Annotated in this window: 16 protein-coding genes; 3 read left to right on the forward strand and 13 right to left on the reverse strand. The window is 53.2% G+C overall.

Annotated features, from left to right (window positions below; genetic code table 11):
* The 3 genes from OXG10_02625 to OXG10_02635 all read left to right on the forward strand — a co-directional run.
* Positions 1–1281 (forward strand): Do family serine endopeptidase (locus OXG10_02625; protein ID MCY3826264.1); only part of this gene is annotated, 1281 nt, incomplete at its 5' end.
* On the forward strand, positions 1281–1751 hold the full coding sequence (locus OXG10_02630) for a RidA family protein (GenBank protein ID MCY3826265.1): 471 nt from the start codon (positions 1281–1283) through the stop codon (positions 1749–1751). The genes OXG10_02625 and OXG10_02630, both read left to right, overlap by 1 nt.
* A 22-nt stretch (positions 1752–1773) precedes the next feature.
* A complete protein-coding gene (locus OXG10_02635; GenBank protein MCY3826266.1) occupies positions 1774–2526 on the forward strand; it encodes a hypothetical protein in 753 nt (250 codons plus the stop codon).
* 47 nt (positions 2527–2573) lie between these two features.
* On the opposite strand, the gene OXG10_02640 is transcribed toward OXG10_02635, so the two are convergent.
* The 13 genes from OXG10_02640 to OXG10_02700 all read right to left on the reverse strand — a co-directional run.
* Positions 2574–3383, reverse strand: coding sequence for a sulfide-dependent adenosine diphosphate thiazole synthase (locus tag OXG10_02640; protein MCY3826267.1), 810 nt, complete (start codon positions 3381–3383; stop codon positions 2574–2576).
* 39 nt (positions 3384–3422) lie between these two features.
* On the reverse strand, positions 3423–3878 hold the full coding sequence (rplI, locus tag OXG10_02645) for a 50S ribosomal protein L9 (protein MCY3826268.1): 456 nt from the start codon (positions 3876–3878) through the stop codon (positions 3423–3425).
* A gap of 38 nt (positions 3879–3916) precedes the next feature.
* Positions 3917–4174: a 30S ribosomal protein S18 gene (gene rpsR / locus OXG10_02650; GenBank protein MCY3826269.1), complete on the reverse strand. Its 258-nt coding sequence runs from the start codon at positions 4172–4174 to the stop codon at positions 3917–3919.
* Positions 4171–4746, reverse strand: coding sequence for a 30S ribosomal protein S6 (rpsF, locus tag OXG10_02655; protein MCY3826270.1), 576 nt, complete (start codon positions 4744–4746; stop codon positions 4171–4173). The genes rpsR and rpsF overlap by 4 nt, the downstream gene beginning before the upstream one ends.
* Before the next feature lie 165 nt (positions 4747–4911).
* A complete protein-coding gene (locus OXG10_02660; GenBank protein MCY3826271.1) occupies positions 4912–6978 on the reverse strand; it encodes a sodium-translocating pyrophosphatase in 2067 nt (688 codons plus the stop codon).
* A gap of 39 nt (positions 6979–7017) precedes the next feature.
* Positions 7018–7590: an aminoacyl-tRNA hydrolase gene (gene pth, locus OXG10_02665; protein ID MCY3826272.1), complete on the reverse strand. Its 573-nt coding sequence runs from the start codon at positions 7588–7590 to the stop codon at positions 7018–7020.
* A 12-nt stretch (positions 7591–7602) separates the two neighbouring features.
* Positions 7603–8235 (reverse strand): 50S ribosomal protein L25, encoded by a 633-nt coding sequence (locus OXG10_02670; GenBank protein ID MCY3826273.1) that lies wholly within the window; start codon positions 8233–8235, stop codon positions 7603–7605.
* A gap of 21 nt (positions 8236–8256) precedes the next feature.
* A complete protein-coding gene (locus OXG10_02675; GenBank protein MCY3826274.1) occupies positions 8257–9204 on the reverse strand; it encodes a ribose-phosphate pyrophosphokinase in 948 nt (315 codons plus the stop codon).
* 248 nt (positions 9205–9452) lie between these two features.
* A complete protein-coding gene (locus OXG10_02680) occupies positions 9453–10928 on the reverse strand; it encodes an aldehyde dehydrogenase family protein (protein ID MCY3826275.1) in 1476 nt (491 codons plus the stop codon).
* A 193-nt stretch (positions 10929–11121) separates the two neighbouring features.
* On the reverse strand, positions 11122–12606 hold the full coding sequence (locus OXG10_02685) for a hypothetical protein (protein MCY3826276.1): 1485 nt from the start codon (positions 12604–12606) through the stop codon (positions 11122–11124).
* A 425-nt stretch (positions 12607–13031) separates the two neighbouring features.
* Positions 13032–14444 (reverse strand): hypothetical protein, encoded by a 1413-nt coding sequence (locus OXG10_02690; GenBank protein MCY3826277.1) that lies wholly within the window; start codon positions 14442–14444, stop codon positions 13032–13034.
* 301 nt (positions 14445–14745) lie between these two features.
* Positions 14746–16974, reverse strand: coding sequence for a SulP family inorganic anion transporter (locus OXG10_02695; protein ID MCY3826278.1), 2229 nt, complete (start codon positions 16972–16974; stop codon positions 14746–14748).
* Between the two features lie 140 nt (positions 16975–17114).
* Positions 17115–17315 (reverse strand): hypothetical protein (locus tag OXG10_02700; GenBank protein MCY3826279.1); only part of this gene is annotated, 201 nt, incomplete at its 5' end.

Genomic DNA, 17315 nt, shown 5'->3' on the forward strand with positions numbered 1-17315 from the left:
ACGGTAAAGCGTCTTACCCCTTCGGTCGTTAATATAAGCACGACAAACGTAATAAAAACTTCGCCGTATCAGGATGAGTACTTCAAGAAATTTTTCGAAAAGTTTTTCTCCGACCAGATGCCGGGGAGGGAGTTCAGGAACAAGGGACTGGGTTCCGGCTTCATAATGAGTTCCGACGGCTACATAATTACTAACAACCATGTAGTGAGAAGAGCCGAGGAGATCGAGGTGATACTCGAAGGCGGCAAAAAATACACTGCCAAGATAGTCGGCACCGATCCCGTGACGGATCTTGCCCTGCTGAAAATCGATCCGGAAGAGCCTCTTCCCGCTGTGGAAATGGGTGATTCCTCGACCCTTGCCATAGGAGACTCGGTGTTTGCCATCGGAAACCCTTTCGGCCTGGGTCACACGGTCACCGCCGGGATAGTCAGCGCGAAGGGAAGGGCTCTTGGAATCGGGCGATACGACAACTTCATCCAGACCGACGCGGCTATTAACCCTGGAAACAGCGGCGGACCGCTTTTTGACTATGAGGGCAAGGTGATAGGCGTGAACACCGCGGTCATGGCCCGCGGCCAAGGCCTCGGTTTCGCCATACCGATAAACATGACGAAGACTGTCGTTGAGCATCTCAAGGTTCATGGAAAGGTCATCAGGGGCTGGCTTGGGATAATGATTCAGGACATAACCCCGGAAATTTCCGAGGCCCTCGGGATCAACCGCGACAAGGGAGGGCTCGTATCCGAGGTCAAGGAAGGAAGTCCGGCGGACAAGGCGGGCATCAGAAGGGGAGACGTTATTGTTTCCGTGGGGAGCGAGAAAATTCCGGACGCCGCTACGCTTGCAAGGAAACTGGCGCTTACCAGGCCCGGGGTTGATACGAAATTCGTGGTGCTTCGAGACGGGAAGGAGAAGATCTTTACCATAAAGCTTGTCGAACATCCCGAGAACGAGAAAATCGAGGAATCTCCCGATAAGCTGAAAACGGAGGAGGAACTCGGCATTGAAGTGAGCGAGATAACCGAGCAACTCAGAAACCGGTTCCAGATCAAGGCCTCGGGCGGAGTCATTATCGCAAGAGTTGCACGCGGGAGCCTCGCCTCCGAAGCAGGGTTTCTCCCGGGCGATGTGATAGTGGAGGTAAACGGAGATGCAGTTGGCGGACTCGATGAATACCATGGAGCGCTTGAGAAGCACGGTTCTGGTGGAACCCTGCTTTTTCTTGTCGAGCGCAAGGGAAGGACAATATATCTTGGCGTAAAGATGGGGCGCGAGTGATGATAGAGGAAAAACTCGCAGAACTTGGAATAGAGCTTGCAGAGGAAGTTCCGGCTTTGGGAAGCTATGTTCCCGCTACAGTGTCGGGCAATCTAATTTTTGTATCAGGTCAGCTTCCCGTTGAAAAAGGAAAGCTTCTTTTCATGGGCAAGGTGGGATCCGATCTTACGGTTGGAGATGGCTACGAAGCGGCCAGGCTCGCGGCGATAAACGGCCTTTCCGTGATCAGTCATACCTTGGAAGATCTTCGCCAGCTAAGCAGGATCGTGAAAGTGACGGGTTACGTGGCAAGCGCCCCCGGATTTACGGAACAGCACAAGGTGGTTAACGGCGCCTCAGAACTTTTTTCCGACATACTCTCCGAGAACGGACGCCACGCGAGGGTCGCGGTGGGGGTTCCTGCGCTTCCGATGGATTCCCCTGTGGAAATTGAAATCATAGCCGAGTTCTCGCACGGCTACGATTTCTGAGAAAATTGGGGGTTTTGCCCTGATGTTTCCCATATATCTTTATTCAGACAGTCCCTCGCAATCGCTCGTCATGCGGGGCGTGACGGATTTTCTCACGGATCTGGGTCTCTCGGTTGAGTTTCGCGGGGACTTCCTTGCCTATCTCTCGCTTGCGGCCGAGGAGGTGGCTGAACTTGAATCCTTTCTCTCAAAAGCCAGGGTTTTTGACATTGAAACGCCTGTTGACTTCTTCGAAACTCATCTGCCGTCCGAACCGTTTGAAAAGGAGTTTTATGACGGTTTTTGGGTTCAGAGAATATTCTCGAGATTTTTTCTTAGAAAGCATCCCGGCGAACTTGCGGAAAACGGCTTTCACGCAGTTATCACGGGCAGGCTGCTTGGTACCTACGGATCCCGGAGATACCACGCGAGGGTTATAATCTCGGGATTTCCGTCCTTTATTTCAACCTCGGGACTTGTGGAAGGTCCGGCAAGGCCTAGGGAGTATTATTTTCTCAAGGCGGAGTTTACCCGTTCGGGAAAGAATCTCTCAGAGCTTGACGAGGCGTTTCGGGGAAAGTTCGTTGATTACGAAGACGAGAGGATAACTAAGATAACAGGCCCCTACATACTTCAGCCTCTTCTGCACCATTTCTCCGGGAAGGAATTCTGCCAAAACGGCAGATGCGCACTTTTTAATTCCCACTGGCAGAAAGAAGTTCTCGATATACAGTACTCGGGCTTTTTATGCACCGAGTGCGAGAGCGAAATAAGAAAAATAGGAAAAAGGCGGTAGAAGCTGCGCCCCGCTACGCTGTAATGAACAGGAAACCGTCCCGGTTTCTAATCCATTTCATCAAGTATGTTTATAGCCACTTGGGCTACCTTTTTCCCGGAAAGTAGCATCCCGCCGAAAGTGGGCCCCATCCTCGGAAGCCCGAAGGTGGTGTTAACCGCCATTCCGCACGCGAGCAGGCCGGGATGTACTTCTCCAGTGTATTCAACGAGCGCTTCTTCCGATTTCTCGACCCACATCGATCCGTGACCCGGAAGTTTTCTGTAAAGGCCCTGCTGAGATAGTCTGGAAACGCAGTAGGCGTCGTGCCCTGTGGCATCTATTACCAGTTTTGATTCTATTGCTACGGGGTCAAGGCAAGTTATTTCCTTGGGCATGTTTGCGATGGGCGTCCAGTTGATCACTATCCCCGCGACTCTTCCGTTTTCCCTGTAAACCAGATCGTCAAACAGCGTCATGTTCCTCACTTTCGCCCCGGCCTCACACGCCGTCGCTATCAGCTTCGAACAGGCGTAAGGACCGTCGGCGACGAAAAGTCCTTCTGTGACCTCTTCATACGGCACTTCAATCTCGTCAAGAACTGTTTGCCCCGGGGCGCGTACGGTGACCTTGTTCATCAGGTATCCGCCGATCCAGAACCCTCCTCCTAGGTAATTCATTCTTTCAACGAGCAGAACCTTGTACTTTCTTTTCGCTATGTCCTTTGCCGCCACGAGCCCGCTCGGCCCCGCACCGACGATTATGACGTCGCTTGTAATGTATTCGCTGAATTCATCCGAGAATCCTTCAACGATGGCCCTGGTGACCTCTTTTTCTCCTATCGGTGCGAACTGGGGGGTTTTTAAACTGTCTGACATGTGATTTTCCTCCGGAAAATGTCAATAAGGTTCTGCTTTTTACTCCTGTTCTTCTTCCTTCACGACGTTCACTGTTACCTGCTGTGTTACGTCCGTGTGGAGTTTAAGTGCAACTGTGTATGTTCCAAGTTCCTTTAAAGTTCCGTCAAGCAGTATGTCCCTTCTTGAGATCTCGAATCCTTTTTCCTCGAGCGCGTCGGAAATGTTCTGCGAGGTAACTGACCCGAACAACCTGTCTCCCTCCCCGGCTTTGGCGGATATGGAGATTTCAAGACCTTCGAGTTTTTCGGCAAGCGTTTTGGCATTCTCAAGGACTTCGGTTTTGCGCAGTCTTATGGCTTCTATCTTGCTTTTCCAGGCCTTAAGGTTCGATTCGGTTGCCTTTACAGCGAGCTTGCGGGGAAAAAGATAGTTCCTCGCCATCCCGTTTTTCACTTCTTTTACGTCTCCGACGACTCCTACGTTTTCCACATCGGAAATCAGAATTACTTTCATTGTTTACCTCCGCGCATCGGTTAAGCGGTATCCGGGAATCACTTGTGGGTTACCGTATACGGCAAAAGCGCCATGAAGCGGGCTCTCTTTATAGCAATCGCCACCTTTCTCTGCTCCTGCCTGGAGAGCCCCGTGTTTCTCCTGGGCAGTATTTTTTTTCTCTCAGTTATGAACTGCGAGAGAAGTTCCGTGTCCTTGTAATCTATCTGCTTGCCTTCCTTGGCAAGATCCCTGGGCTTCTTTCTGCGCGAGTAAAACCTTCTTCCGCCTCCCCCTCCCATTGGTCTTCTGCTCATGACTGGTCGCCTCCTTGGGTCTTTTCTTCGTCCCCCTGGGGCTGTTCCACATCTCCTTGGGACGGTTCTTCGCTTTCCTGAACCTGTTCAGCAGCTTCTTGAGGCTGTACTTCGTCTCCCTGAATCTGTTCAGCGGCTTCCTGTGGAGGCTCACCGTTGCCTTCGGCCTGACTTTCAGACTCTGAGGAAGGGGACTGAAAAGCGCTCTGGTCCTCTTGCTCGGATGGTTGCGGAGGAACGTTCATCCCACCGCCCGCAGTTTTCTGTTCCTCCTCGATGTACTTTACGGTCATGAACCGCAGAACATTGTTTTTCGAGAGGTTAAAATATCTTTCTATGTCCGTTACGGCCTTGGATTCAGCCGCGTAAACGGCTATGTAGTAGGTGCCTCTGGTGTAATTTTCTATTCTGTACGCGAGATCCCTTTCGGCCCATTTTTCGGATTTTATCATCTCCCCGCCGTTTCCGGCCACGCTCTGCTCGACCCTGTTCTGGATCGTAAGAAGGTCTTCGGGGGATATATCTGGTCTTACGAGATAAAGCGTTTCGTACTTCTTTGGCTCTATAGCCATCTTTACTGCCTCCTGTTGTGGTCTTAGGCCCCTGAACATCGTTGCTTTGAAGTCAGGAGCAACAGAGGAGACTACTATACCGATTTTCGATAACTGTGCAAATACGGGTGGAAAAAAACGGGCTGGGGGATCATGACCCCCCAGCCCGCAGGTAAAGCGTCCGTTTTATATTATAAGAAGAGGAGCTACGACAAGCGATACTATGGACATCAGTTTGATCAGGATGTTCATAGCCGGTCCTGAGGTATCCTTAAACGGATCTCCTATCGTATCTCCGACGACGGCGGCTTTGTGTGCCTCCGATCCTTTCCCCCCCAGGTTGCCTTCCTCTATGAATTTTTTCGCGTTGTCCCATGCTCCGCCCGAGTTCGCCATCATAAGCGCGAGCATGACTCCCGCCACAACGGCACCTGCGAGAAAACCTCCGAGGGCTTCCTCTCCAAGGGCAAAACCTATTACGAGCGGCACCACTACGGCGGTAATGCCCGGCAGTATCATCTCTTTTAGGGAAGCGTCTGTGCTTATCTGAACGCACCTTGAGTAATCCGGCGTGGATTTTCCTTCAAGAAGTCCGCTTATCTCCCGAAACTGCCTTCTTACTTCCTCAACCATCTGCTGCGCCGACCTTCCCACGGAACCCATGGTCAGGGCGCCTATAAGAAACGGTATGGTTCCTCCCACGAGCATCCCCGCCACGACCTTGGGCTGGGTAATGTCGATTGAAGAGAGCCCCACGGCGTTTGTGTAGGCGGCGAAAAGCGCCAGGGCGGAGAGGGCCGCGGAACCGATGGCGAATCCTTTTCCGATGGCCGCGGTGGTGTTGCCTAGAGAATCGAGCTTGTCCGTGATCTTTCTTACGTCTGTGCCGAGTTCCGACATTTCCGCGATGCCGCCCGCGTTATCCGCGACCGGACCGTAGGCGTCAACCGACATCGTTATTCCTATGGTCGCGAGCATGCTGACCGCGGCTATTCCTATTCCGTAAAGCCCCGTGAGCCAGTAGGACAGGACTATCGTCACCGCGATTATAAGCACGGGGTAAGCCGTGCTGTACATTCCCACCGCGATTCCCTCGATTATGTTGGTTGCGACTCCCGTCTCGGAGGCGTTGGCTATCTTCCTGATCGGCGGTCCCGAGGTGAAATGCTCTGTGATTTTTCCGATCAGTATCCCCGCGAGCAGACCCGCTATGGAGGTGATCCATATGCTCAGGTATCCCTGTGTTCCCATGGTGGGCAGGCTTTCCACCTGCGCCAGCCCGTAAAGTGCCAGCAGGGAGATTGCGCAGTATACGACCGCGGCGAATATCGTGGATCTCTCAAGCACGGCGCTCGGCTCTCCTTCCCTGAGCCACTCCACCGCCTTGGACCCGACCAGGGATGAGAGGCTTCCGATTACGATCAGTATCAGCGGGACCGACATCATGGCGAGCTGGTTTGTCGCCATGCTGGCCGCGATTACTACGGTGGCGATTACGGCTCCCACGTAGGATTCGAAAAGGTCGGCGCCCATTCCCGCCACGTCTCCGACGTTGTCTCCGACGTTATCTGCAATCGTGGCCGGATTTCTCGGATCGTCCTCAGGTATTCCGGCTTCCACCTTTCCGACGAGGTCCGCTCCGACGTCTGCGGCCTTGGTGAATATACCTCCGCCTATCCTCGCGAAAAGAGCCACGGTGCTGGCTCCCATTGCGAATCCGCCTATCATTCCTCCGAATTCCTTTAAGAACGCGGTAAAGGCAGATGCGTCCTCGGGCTTCGTCTGGAGGTCGATTCCCAGAAGGAAAACTACAGAGAGTCCCAGAAGACCAAGACCCGCGACCGAAAGCCCCATCACGTTTCCACCCCGAAAAGCTACTTCAAGGGCTTTTCCCTGTCCCTCGGTCGCTGCCGCCTGTGCCGTTCTCACGTTAGCTTTCGTGGCTGACTTCATGCCGAAAAATCCAGCTATAAGCGAACAGATCGCCCCGCCGAGATATGCGGCCCCGGTTTCAATTCCAAGAAACACCGAGAGCAGAACGAAGACAATCGCGGCGAAAAGGCCGATTATCCTGTACTCCCTTTTCAAAAACACCATCGCTCCCTCGTGAATCGCAGAAGCGATCTGCTTCATTTTGTCGTTTCCTTCAGGAAGCTTGTTTATCCCCCTGTATACAAATAACGCGTATAGGAGCACGATAAGACCTACCACGATTCCCGCAAGTCCTATATTGCCCGCCAGTACTTCACCCATACCCATTGGTAAATTCCTCCTAGTAGAGAATTGTTTTTTTCAGTTCAGTCGACTGTTAAATTTGTTCATCGCCGAGTCCACCCCGGCGCTTATTATCTCAAACGTCGCCTCGACCGCAGTCTCGACCATCTCCGCCGCTGTGTCTCTCTCATTTGAGGCGAACGTGGAGAGAACGTGATCCCGACCCTCTTTTTTCCCCAAGGGTTTCCCTATGCCGATTCTCACCCTGCAGAACTCCCCGGAACCCAAAGAAGCCATCACTGATTTTATTCCATTATGCCCGGCCGACCCTCCTCCCCTGTTCACCCTTATGTTTCCAAGAGGGAGATCGAGCTCGTCGTAGACCACGATTATCCGCTCAAGCGCTATCCTGTAGAACTCCTTCGCTTCGCGAAGCGCCTCGCCGCTTGCGTTCATGAAGGTCTGTGGCTTTATTATGAGCAGCTTCTCGTCCGAGTAGACCGCTTCTGTGCAGAGGCTTCTGAATTTCTTCTTCCCGATTTTTACTCCCAGGCGTTCAGCCACACGTTCAGCCGCGCAGAAGCCTATGTTATGTCTCGTGTTGTCGTAGGCGGAACCGGGATTTCCCAGGCCGGCAATCAGGTATCGCATGGATCTGGCAACTTATTCCTGGGCTTCCTCGGCTTCTTTTTCCTGTTCCTCTTCTTCTTCGTTCTCCACATCCTCTGTCGAGCGCTGCGCTATCACCTGGACGACTTTCTCGCTTGCGTCTCTGATCGGTTTTACTCCCTCGCCGAGTGAAAGGCCTCCTATGTCCACGAAACCCCCTATGCCGAGAGAGCTTACGTCTATTTCTATCGAATCGGGAATGTCGCCCGGCAGGCATTCAAGGTCAATGGTTCTCATCAGTTTTTCGAGCTTCCCCCCTGTTCTTTCCCCTTCGGATCTTCCCCGGGTGTTTACCGGAACCCCTACCCTGACGTTTTTTTTCATGTCGATAGCCAGAAAATCAAGATGGATCACCCTGTTTTTAATGGGGTCTCTCTGGATTTCCTTCACCATCGAGAACCTTTTCGCGGGGGCCTCGGAGCCTTCTATCTCAAGTTCCAAGACGGTGTTTATTCCGGCGTTGTTTGAAAGCGCCCGCTTAAGTTCGTCGGGACGCACCACAAGCGCTACCGGATTCTCCCCCTGTCCGTAAAGTATGGCCGGTATGTTTCCTTCCTTTCTTACTTCCCTGGCTCCGCTTTTGCCGATTCTTATTCTGGGTTTTACCCGAAGTGAGCTTTGTACCATGGTTTTTCTCCTGGATTTCGTTTAAGTGAAAAGTGCGCTTATCGATTCCCCGAGCGCCGTTCTCCTTATGGCTTCGCCGATAAGGTCGGCGATGCTGAGAACCGTGATTTTTTCACTTTTTTTCTGGTTTTCCTGCTGGGGAATGGTGTTTGTGATTATTACCTCGTCGATGTCCGAGTTGTTTATCCTGTCAAGAGCGGGTCCTGAGAGAACGCCGTGGGTGCAGCAGAGCGATACGCTTTTCGCGCCTTTGCTAAGAAGCACTCTCGCGGCTTCCGTGGCGGTCCCCGCCGTGTCCACCAGATCGTCGACTATTACCGCGTGCTTGTCTTCCACGTCGCCGATTATGTTGCTGATCTGCGCGACGTTGGGTGCGGGCCTTCTTTTGTAGCAGATGGCGATTTCGGAGTGGGTCCTGTCCGCAAACTCAGTCGCCCTCTCAACCCCTCCCGCGTCGGGGGAAACGATTACCAGTTCGCCGTTGGGGTACTTTTCCCGCAGGTGGTTGATTATCACGGGCGTGGCGTAGAGGTGGGTTACCGGAACGTCGAAAAACCCCTGTATCTGGCCGGCGTGCAGGTCCATGGTAACTATCTTGCTCGCTCCCGCCACGACTATCAGGTCCGCGGCGAGCTTGGCGCTTATCGGGGCGCGCGGCTGAACCTTGCGGTCCTGCCTTGCGTATCCGTAATACGGTATGACTGCGGTTATGGATCTTGCCGATGCCCGCTTGAGCGCGTCGGTGATCACGAGAAGCTCCATAATGTTCTCGTTCACGGGAGGACACGTGGACTGTATCAGAAACACGTTGGAACCCCTCACGCTCTCCCTTATGTCGACGAATATTTCCCCGTCGCTGAAGCGGGTTATCTCCATCTGCCCGGGGGAGACGTCAAGATAGTCGCATACATCCTCAAACAGGGGATGATTCGACATGCCGCTGAATATTTTCATGTGTTTTGATTCCATGGCGGACCCGAAAATATAAAAACCCTGTATTATAGAGTAAAGTTCGGATAATTCAAGCGGCGGGAACGGCTGCGAATCCTGTGGCGCGGGCTACTTTCTGTAAGGCGAGAAATCGGGCGGCCTTTTCTCCACAAACGCCGCGATCATCTCTCGGAGCGTCACGTCCCGAAAGGCGTCTCCGGGCGGTTTATGGTCACAAAGGCCACACCGTCCGTTTTTTCGTAGATTACGTCTTCGAAATTCACAGGCTATCCCCTGTACCACTTCCCGGTGCTTTCCCCGGTAAAGATATTTACGCACTTGGTTTCAAGGTAGTTGTCTATGCCTTCTGCCCCGAGTTCCTTGCCGATTCCGCTCTGCTTGAAGCCCCCGTAGGGAGTCTCGGGAATTATTCCCCCGTAGGTGTTTACCCACAGGTAGCCGGCCTTTACGGCCTTTGCGACCCGAAGCGCTCGGTTTATGTCCCGGGTCCAGATTCCCCCGGCAAGTCCGTACTCGACGTCGTTTGCCATCGTGACGGCCTCTTCCTCGGTTCGAAAGGGCATGACGCAGACCACGGGCCCGAAAACCTCCTCGCGCGCGAGGGTCGAGCCGGGCGGGACGTCCTCGAGAACCGTCGGCGCTATGTAGTAACCCCTGTCGAACCCATCGGGGCGGTCTCCGCCCGCAATCACCCGCGCCCCTTCCGAGACGCCTTTTTCTATGTAGTTAATCACGTTCTCGTAATGTTCCTTCGAGATCACCGTTCCGAACTCGGTTTCGGGATCCTCGGGATCCCCGATTCTTATCCTCGAGACCCTGTCCAGGTAGGCGGAGAGAAACTCGTCGTATATCTCCTCGTGGAGCATGAGCCTGGTAACAGCGGTGCAGTTCTCTCCCTGGTTAAAGAAGCCCCCGCGAAGACACGCCTCGACGGCCCCCTCGACATCCGCGTCCGCAAAGACTATGCAGGGAGCCTTGCCGCCGAGCTCAAGGGACACTCTTTTTAGATTCCCAGCCGCCGTCCTCATCACGCTTTTTCCGACTTCCGTGGAACCGGTAAACGCTATCTTGCCTATCCCGGGGTGCTCGGTAAGCGCCTGGCCTGCCACGGTCCCCTCTCCTGGCACCACGTTAAGCACGCCGTCGGGGAGCCCGGCTTCTCCGCAGAGTTTAGCCACCTCGAAGATTCCGCAAGAGGTGAGTTCCGCGGGCTTTATTACCACGGTGCATCCGGCTACCAGCGCCGGGGCTATTTTCCAGAAGGAAAGAAGAAGGGGAAAGTTCCACGGGATTATGTGCGCCGCCACCCCCACGGGCTCTCTTATGGTGAGAGATATCTGGTTTTCGTTTACCTGAATTGTTTCTCCGTTAAGACGGGTGTGAGCTCCCGAGTAATACTCAAGCGTTCTTACCGAACCGCCTATTTCTACAGCGGCGCTCTCGCGTATGGGCTTTCCGGTTTCGCGTGTGTTTACAAGGGCGATTTTATCTTTGTTGTCAGAGAGAGCTTGGGCTATCCGGAGAAGATGCCTGGCGCGTTCGGATGCCGGGAGACGGGACCACTTGGGAAAAGCGCGCCCGGCGGCCCGCACCGCCGCGTCGATGTCTTCCGGTTCTCCCCGGGCTACCTCCGCTAGGGGTTTTTCCGTCGCGGGGCTTTCCCTTAGGGAGTAGGCGCCGCCTTGCGGCTCCCTTTCTTCGCCGTCAATGAAAAGATTGCATCTTATTTTCGTACTAGCCATGGCTTGAGAATTATAACAGACAGCTCCTTATACGCATCTGCCCGGGAACAACTCGATGTTCTGCCGCCTTGTTTCGGGGTTGTTAATAAGGTGCGTTCAGATGCCGGAAAAAACAAGGGCAGTCTCGAGACTGCCCTTGTCTGATCAGCTGTTACCAGCAGTTTCAGCGAGACTACCGGTATTGGAAAAAGTTCTACGCGCGTCTTCTAAGGAAAACAACCGAGAAAAGAACGGACGCTACAAGGAACAGGTTAAGCAAAGTGTCTTGAGACGTATTGCTGGTTCCTGCGATGGCGCACCCTCCGCCGGTAACGGATTCTACTGGTTCATCCATCATGTCATCATCCGCCACGTCGTCTTGTAAGTTATCCATCATATGCGGCACATTCGGTACATCCGGGTAGACTCCAGAACCAAAGATGTAAGGCTCCTCAGGAAAGGAAAGTCTTAGAGAATCAGCAGTAATAACGGATATGTGCCCAAGTTGAACAAGGAGTTCTTCAAAGGCAGCTTTGTTCAGGTCCGCCACCTCGATGTAGCTCCTCTTAGGTGATGAGCCGGGAACCAAATCACGTTCAAACCATTTCTCGATGCCATCCTCCGCGTCTAAGGGGTCGTCCCAGCGATAGTCTGCGTAAGCGGAAGTTCCGTCCGCCAATTCCCTGTTAAACAGGCCCGCTATAGTCTTGTCATTCCCTTCCAAATTGTAGTCTTTTAGTTTGAGGTTGCCGCCGTTTAAGTCGAAGTTGTTTCCGTTCACAATCACTGTGGATTCTTCCAGATCCTTATCCATTACGAAAACATATATGTTTCCAGAATTGAAATCCCCGCTTCCGAAACAAAAAAACCGCTCTTGAATTCTTGTTTTTACCTTGTTATCAAGTTTTTGTTGTTCAGTTGAGTCGGCCAGAAAGACCAGATCGGTCACCCCAGCTGTCTTTGGATCTTTCTCTATCAGTTTGGTAAGTTCATCCACTGTTATATCTTTTATGTCTTCTTGAACTGCTTCTATCACATCTTTTACGTAAGCTTTAAGATTAGCATCGGTCGGGTCGTTAAAAACATCTTCAGCAGTAGTGTTAAGCGTGAGACCGGAACAGTCAGGAGGAACAAAAGCGTCGTCGTCTGCCTCGTGATGAAGACCTGCTATGTTCGTTACATCCACATCAGTAAGGTCGCTCACCACTTTCTTCGCACAGGCTACCCTGCTCTGGTCGTCATACTGATAATCTTGGCACTCCGTAGTCTCAAGATTTGACTCATTGAGTAACGCTTTAAAAGTATTCGCGAGCGTCGTTCCGGCATCCGGATTAACCGTGTAACCTATCAATTCAGGATATCTCGCGTGATTCGTTATAACATTATTGTCGGTTATTCCCACTGCGTAGATATCATCGTGTCTATAGGTTCCTTCTCTCCTGATATTCCTGGCGAATATTGTCAGTTCTCTGATCAGCGCGGCGCGGTCATCTATGTTGTCGGCCCTAACATGTTCATAGTAAGCCACTATACGATTAACAAAATCAGTCATCTTCTGTTCATTCCCGGGGTCGTCTGCGACCTGTTGTGCGGTTATCGTACTGTCCCCGTGAGTACCGGACGCCACAATGCTGAATGAAAAAATAAGCCCCAGCGCAAGAAACAGGCTCAAAATTATTCCGTGTGGTTTGAATTTCATCTTATTGATCCTCCTGTAATTTCCGTTGTATCGAAATACCAGTACAGACATAGTATTTAAATAAAGTCCGAATTTCAATAAGCAAACCAGGTTCCGGCACAGTATCCGTTCCTGTGTCATGACATGGGAAACGAAAGGAATCTATTTGGCAAATTCTCTGGGGTTCTCGGAAAAGTGCCGGGATTTTTACTGCGGGCGGGTTCTGCTTCGGGCGGTCTGATTTCTGGGTCGACAAAAAGGGTTGTGCTTTGTTGCTTCCCAGATCGGGCAGACAGCGTTCTTGCTGGTTCTTTTGTTTTCCTGCTTTAAAAAAGGAGAACGTGTTTTCTGAGGTCGAAAAAAGTAGGGGTGATTCTGACCCGGTCAGAATCACCCCTGCTCAATCAACCGATACTTTCAGTTTCAAACAGTATCAGAAAAACTTCCTATATACGCCTTCTCAGAAAAACGACCGGGAAAAGAACGGACGCTACAAGGAACAGGTTAAGCAATGCGCTTTGAGACATATTGTTCTCTCCGGCGATGGTGCACCCTCCGTCACTAACAGCGTCTTCTGTTCGCATATCATCCGGCATATCATCCGGCATCATGTCCGTAGGGTAAATCCCGGAACCAACGATGTAGAGAGCGTCAGGTCCAATTCCGGATGTGTTTAGATTTGCTGCCCTGACATAGCTGATTTTGCGCGAATTGCCGGGAACTACCTTGTCCTCAAACCAATTATCAATTGGATCATCTCCGGGTTTCAGCCAATGGTATTCAACGAATTCTCCTTTCTCTTTGGGATTTCCTTGCGCATCAAATACAGCATCACGAATCAGTTCTGCGATATTTGCTCCGTCAATAGGATCCGGATCAGTCACTTGAAGATCTAGGCCGTTCAGAGAAGGGTTCAGTGCGTTAACAAGCACGGTGGCGTCCGCGTCCGTATCCATGACAAAACTGTATATTTCTCCGTGCTTGACAACCGGGCCGTTATCGGGGTCTTCATTGCCGAAGCAGGCGACTTTTTCAAAGAGTTTTCCAGATGTCAACTTTCTAGCTTCACGCACCTCCTCAGCTGTAGCTTTACCGCCAGCAATCTTACTGAAAAGTTCAGAATGTTCTCTGAAAAGTTCTAAACCAACCTGTCCCACCAGCTTGCTACCCAAATCAATAACACTTTCTACATATTTTCGGAGACTTTCTTTGTCATTGACTTCCATAGCGGAAGTATAGTTCGGATTCTGTTCTGCTAAGCTGTTCAAGCTTGTGCAGTCAGGACGAACAAAAGCGGATTCGTTTTCTGCGTGATCAAGGCCCGCTATGACCGTCACAACTCCAGAAGGGCTGTCTACTTTTGTCGCGCAGGCCCATCTGCCTTGGGTGTTCTGGGTGTTATATTCTTCGCAGCGCGGTGGCGTGTCGATGTTGGTTAAACCTTTGATTAAAGCTTGTATGGTACTGGCTACCGCCGAACCCGAGGCACCAGAATCAAACTTGTAACCGTACAGACGGTGATGTCCCGCGTGATTCGTCACAATTCCCCTTTCGCTTATGCCCATGGAGTACATGCCATTCTCGGAGTTTCTGTAGACACCTTCTTCCCTGATCTGTCTGCCGTATACTGTCACTTTTCTGCCCTGTTCCTCGGTGGAATCGCTTGGGATGTAACTCTGATTGTAGAAGGCTATTATGTGATTAAGAAAGGCCTTCACGCTTGCTTCGTCTGTGGGGATGACATCTTCCGCGGCTATGCCCGTACCGTCGTGACCGGCGGATGGGTCCACACTGAACGAAAAAACAAGCCCCAGCGCGAAAAACAGGCTCAAAACTATTCCGTATATTCTGAATTTCATTCTTATAACTCCTCCCGTAAAAATTTTATCACACGCTTTCCATTAAACCACAATTCTAACCCGGATTGCAAGGGGGAAAACAGAACTTCCGGTTTGTCCGGAACCCCTCTTTTTTCCCCGAGCAAGGTATTCTTGACAGAATATCCAGAAATCCTGCCGCAAGGTCTTACGTTTTTCTGGTTTGTTCATTTCCCCCTGTCCTCTCCCGTCTTGCGTCGCTTCCCGCAGTTGCTTCAGTTTCTTTTTCTTCTCCAACGCATTTCCTTGCCATCAAACCCGGACGACGTGCCACTCGAAATTATCATGTGGAATCTTCCCGGCCGTCTGTCTCATCCTGAGGTGCGCCCTCGTCCGCCTCAGTTCTGAAGTGCTCGGCAAGCAGGTATTGATACAACTCGATCGCCAGTCCCTGTTCGTGTTTCTCCATCCAGCTCCGGGCATTGGGGGTGAGCAGCATTGTGGAGCATGACTCGTCCGCGACTATCGTCGTTTCCGTGTCAACTGCCGGATTGGACGGCCAGATCACGTCACCGGGGCCGCACTGGCGGAGTCGCAGGCCCGCGGAATCGTAGACGGAGGCACGGCCCGACAGCAGCAGTTGCAGGCCCTCGCTTTGGATATCCGGTCCCGCGATGATGTCCTCGGCGGCATAGTTCCGGGGGACAAGCCACGGCCGAAGGGTTTCTATGAGGTCCTCGAAGCGAACCTGGCGCTCCAGATAGCGTTCAACGTCATCGACGGTGTGCTCAAGCAGCGAGGCGTGCTGCTCCATCGTGGCCGCACCCGTCTTCCACTCCCCGATGATGAGATCCTCGCAGCGTTCCAGGCCGTGATCGGCGTTCGATTCCAGCCACAACTCCGCAAACACCGAAGGATCGATGTTCTTCTCAAGGCTGAAGCGCAGTTTCTCTGAAAGACCGCTCAAGACCACGCGTACCCCCACCGCGTTTGCCCGCTGGACGAATCGTGCCACCACGCTCACCGCCGAAAAGTCAAACCCGGAGACGTCGGAGAAGTCGATTATCAGGCAGGTGGGCCGCGATGGGCCGTCCAGGGACTTTTTGAGACGGTCTGCCAGGGCGCTGACGCTGCCGAAGAAGATGTATCCCTGAAGCTGGTACGCCTGCACCCGGTCTCCCTCCGCTCGGAGGATGGCGCGATCGGGAACCGGGCGGGCTTTGTTGCTCCGGTGCTCGCGCGCGGTGAAGTGCGACGCGATCGTATCCACCCGGCTCAGACGCACGGCGAAGAACACCATGGTGGCCGCCATGCCGGCGCCCACGCCCTCGAGCAGGCCGAAAAAGATGATGACGACGAAGATCAGGAGGATGATTGCGTATTCCGGTCTGGGCAGGCGTTCGCGGGTCTTCACCAGTCCCTGGTCCAGCATGACGAGGCCGGCAAAAACCAGCATGCCGCCGACAAACGCGGTTGGCACCAGTTCCAGCATTCCGTCGCCAAACAGCAGCGCAACCCCGACGACGCAGGCCGCGATTGTTCCTGTAAGCCGGGTGGTAGCGCGGAAGATCTTGCTGCGGATCGATGCGGAAACGATTATGGTCGCCGCCGTCCCCCCGCCGAATCCGGCAATTATGCTGGCAAGGCCCGTCGCCCGGAACTCGCGGTTCCACTCCAGATCCTCGCCCACGGCGGCCTCGAGTCCGGCGACATCCACGATGACGCAGATCAGGGCAATAAGAATCAGGATTATCATGTTCGGCATCTGTCCGATAATTGCGGACCAGTCCACGTGCGCGAAATCGCTCGGCCACAGCGCCGGCCACAGGCTTCCCTTCGCCGTGCTGACAAGAAGCAGTCCCTCCGCCCTGGCCTCGGCGCCGGAAATGCCGAGGGCCGAGAGAGCAAGATGGTACGCGGCGATCGCGAGCAGAATGCTCGCCGGAAGGATCACGGGATTTCCCCAACGCCTGACGGCGCCGTACAGGAGCACCCCGTAGGCGATGCCCGGGAACCATGTCCACAGCACAGTAGGCTCCATCAGCGCCGTTCCACGCCAGCCCGGACCTGCCCCCATCAGGGACAGGGCCGCCAGGCATACGACTCCCCCGATCCCTGCCACAAACCCTCCCGCCACCGGATACGGGATGAAACGCAGCAGGTTGGCGAGCCGGAACTGTCCGACCAGAAGGCAGCACATACCCGCGGCCACGGCGCTGATGATCAGCGCGCAGGCCGTGGTCACGAAGAGCGCCTGGGCGTCCGTTTTCATCGTGGCCGCGATGGTTGCCATCACGGGCACAAACAAAGGAGACAGCCCCGCGACTGTGCCGCGGTACCCTCCTATGAGAGCGATAAGCAGGCATGCGGCGAAGTTTCCGAACAGTATCAGGCCGATGCCCTGGGAGGAATACGGGGCCAGCGCCCCGGAGAATATGAATGTTCCGAAGGCAATCTCAATGACCAGCAGACAGAGGCCCGCGGTGACCCCGGCCGACAGTGCCGGAAGCGCGAGCGAAAACAGAGTTTCGTCACCGCTTCCGTCCGCGAGATGCCTGAGAGAAAATTTCATCCTACGGACCTTTCGCCTTGACAGTGCCAAGGATTGTCGTGGTGGTTCGCCACCAGCAAGGCATTGCTAAACCCGATGCTGTACCCCAAGCCCGTATTGTCAAAATATTTTTCTTCGCCTGAAATTGCTTTCCTCATCTCTCATGCCTGTTTTGGCAAAGACTTAAGGGGGCACTTGCGTAGTTGAGTATGTCCATACAGGGCAAGGGTTTTGAGAAGGGCCAAAAAACTTTTTACCCCAGAATTTCCATAAAAACCCCTTAAAACCGCCTGATTCACCACAAAACCTGAAAATTCCACCCCAAGCCCGAGCCGGTTGCAGTGCAGCTGGGGGGGGGCAAA

The organism is Candidatus Dadabacteria bacterium, from assembly GCA_026706695.1.
GTDB lineage: Bacteria > Desulfobacterota_D > UBA1144 > Nemesobacterales > Nemesobacteraceae > Nemesobacter.

What these genes read in the sequence shown, in the direction of transcription:
- OXG10_02690 (MCY3826277.1), bottom strand. Translation starts at nt 14,444, where the DNA reads ATGAAATTCAGAATATACGGAATAGTTTTGAGCCTGTTTTTCGCGCTG.
- OXG10_02685 (MCY3826276.1), bottom strand. Translation starts at nt 12,606, where the DNA reads ATGAAATTCAAACCACACGGAATAATTTTGAGCCTGTTTCTTGCGCTG.
- OXG10_02670 (MCY3826273.1), bottom strand. Translation starts at nt 8,235, where the DNA reads ATGGTACAAAGCTCACTTCGGGTAAAACCCAGAATAAGAATCGGCAAA.
- OXG10_02660 (MCY3826271.1), bottom strand. Translation starts at nt 6,978, where the DNA reads ATGGGTGAAGTACTGGCGGGCAATATAGGACTTGCGGGAATCGTGGTA.
- rplI (MCY3826268.1), bottom strand. Translation starts at nt 3,878, where the DNA reads ATGAAAGTAATTCTGATTTCCGATGTGGAAAACGTAGGAGTCGTCGGA.
- rpsF (MCY3826270.1), bottom strand. Translation starts at nt 4,746, where the DNA reads ATGGCTATAGAGCCAAAGAAGTACGAAACGCTTTATCTCGTAAGACCA.
- rpsR (MCY3826269.1), bottom strand. Translation starts at nt 4,174, where the DNA reads ATGAGCAGAAGACCAATGGGAGGGGGAGGCGGAAGAAGGTTTTACTCG.
- pth (MCY3826272.1), bottom strand. Translation starts at nt 7,590, where the DNA reads ATGCGATACCTGATTGCCGGCCTGGGAAATCCCGGTTCCGCCTACGAC.
- OXG10_02695 (MCY3826278.1), bottom strand. Translation starts at nt 16,974, where the DNA reads ATGAAATTTTCTCTCAGGCATCTCGCGGACGGAAGCGGTGACGAAACT.
- OXG10_02630 (MCY3826265.1), top strand. Translation starts at nt 1,281, where the DNA reads ATGATAGAGGAAAAACTCGCAGAACTTGGAATAGAGCTTGCAGAGGAA.
- OXG10_02640 (MCY3826267.1), bottom strand. Translation starts at nt 3,383, where the DNA reads ATGTCAGACAGTTTAAAAACCCCCCAGTTCGCACCGATAGGAGAAAAA.
- OXG10_02675 (MCY3826274.1), bottom strand. Translation starts at nt 9,204, where the DNA reads ATGGAATCAAAACACATGAAAATATTCAGCGGCATGTCGAATCATCCC.
- OXG10_02680 (MCY3826275.1), bottom strand. Translation starts at nt 10,928, where the DNA reads ATGGCTAGTACGAAAATAAGATGCAATCTTTTCATTGACGGCGAAGAA.
- OXG10_02635 (MCY3826266.1), top strand. Translation starts at nt 1,774, where the DNA reads ATGTTTCCCATATATCTTTATTCAGACAGTCCCTCGCAATCGCTCGTC.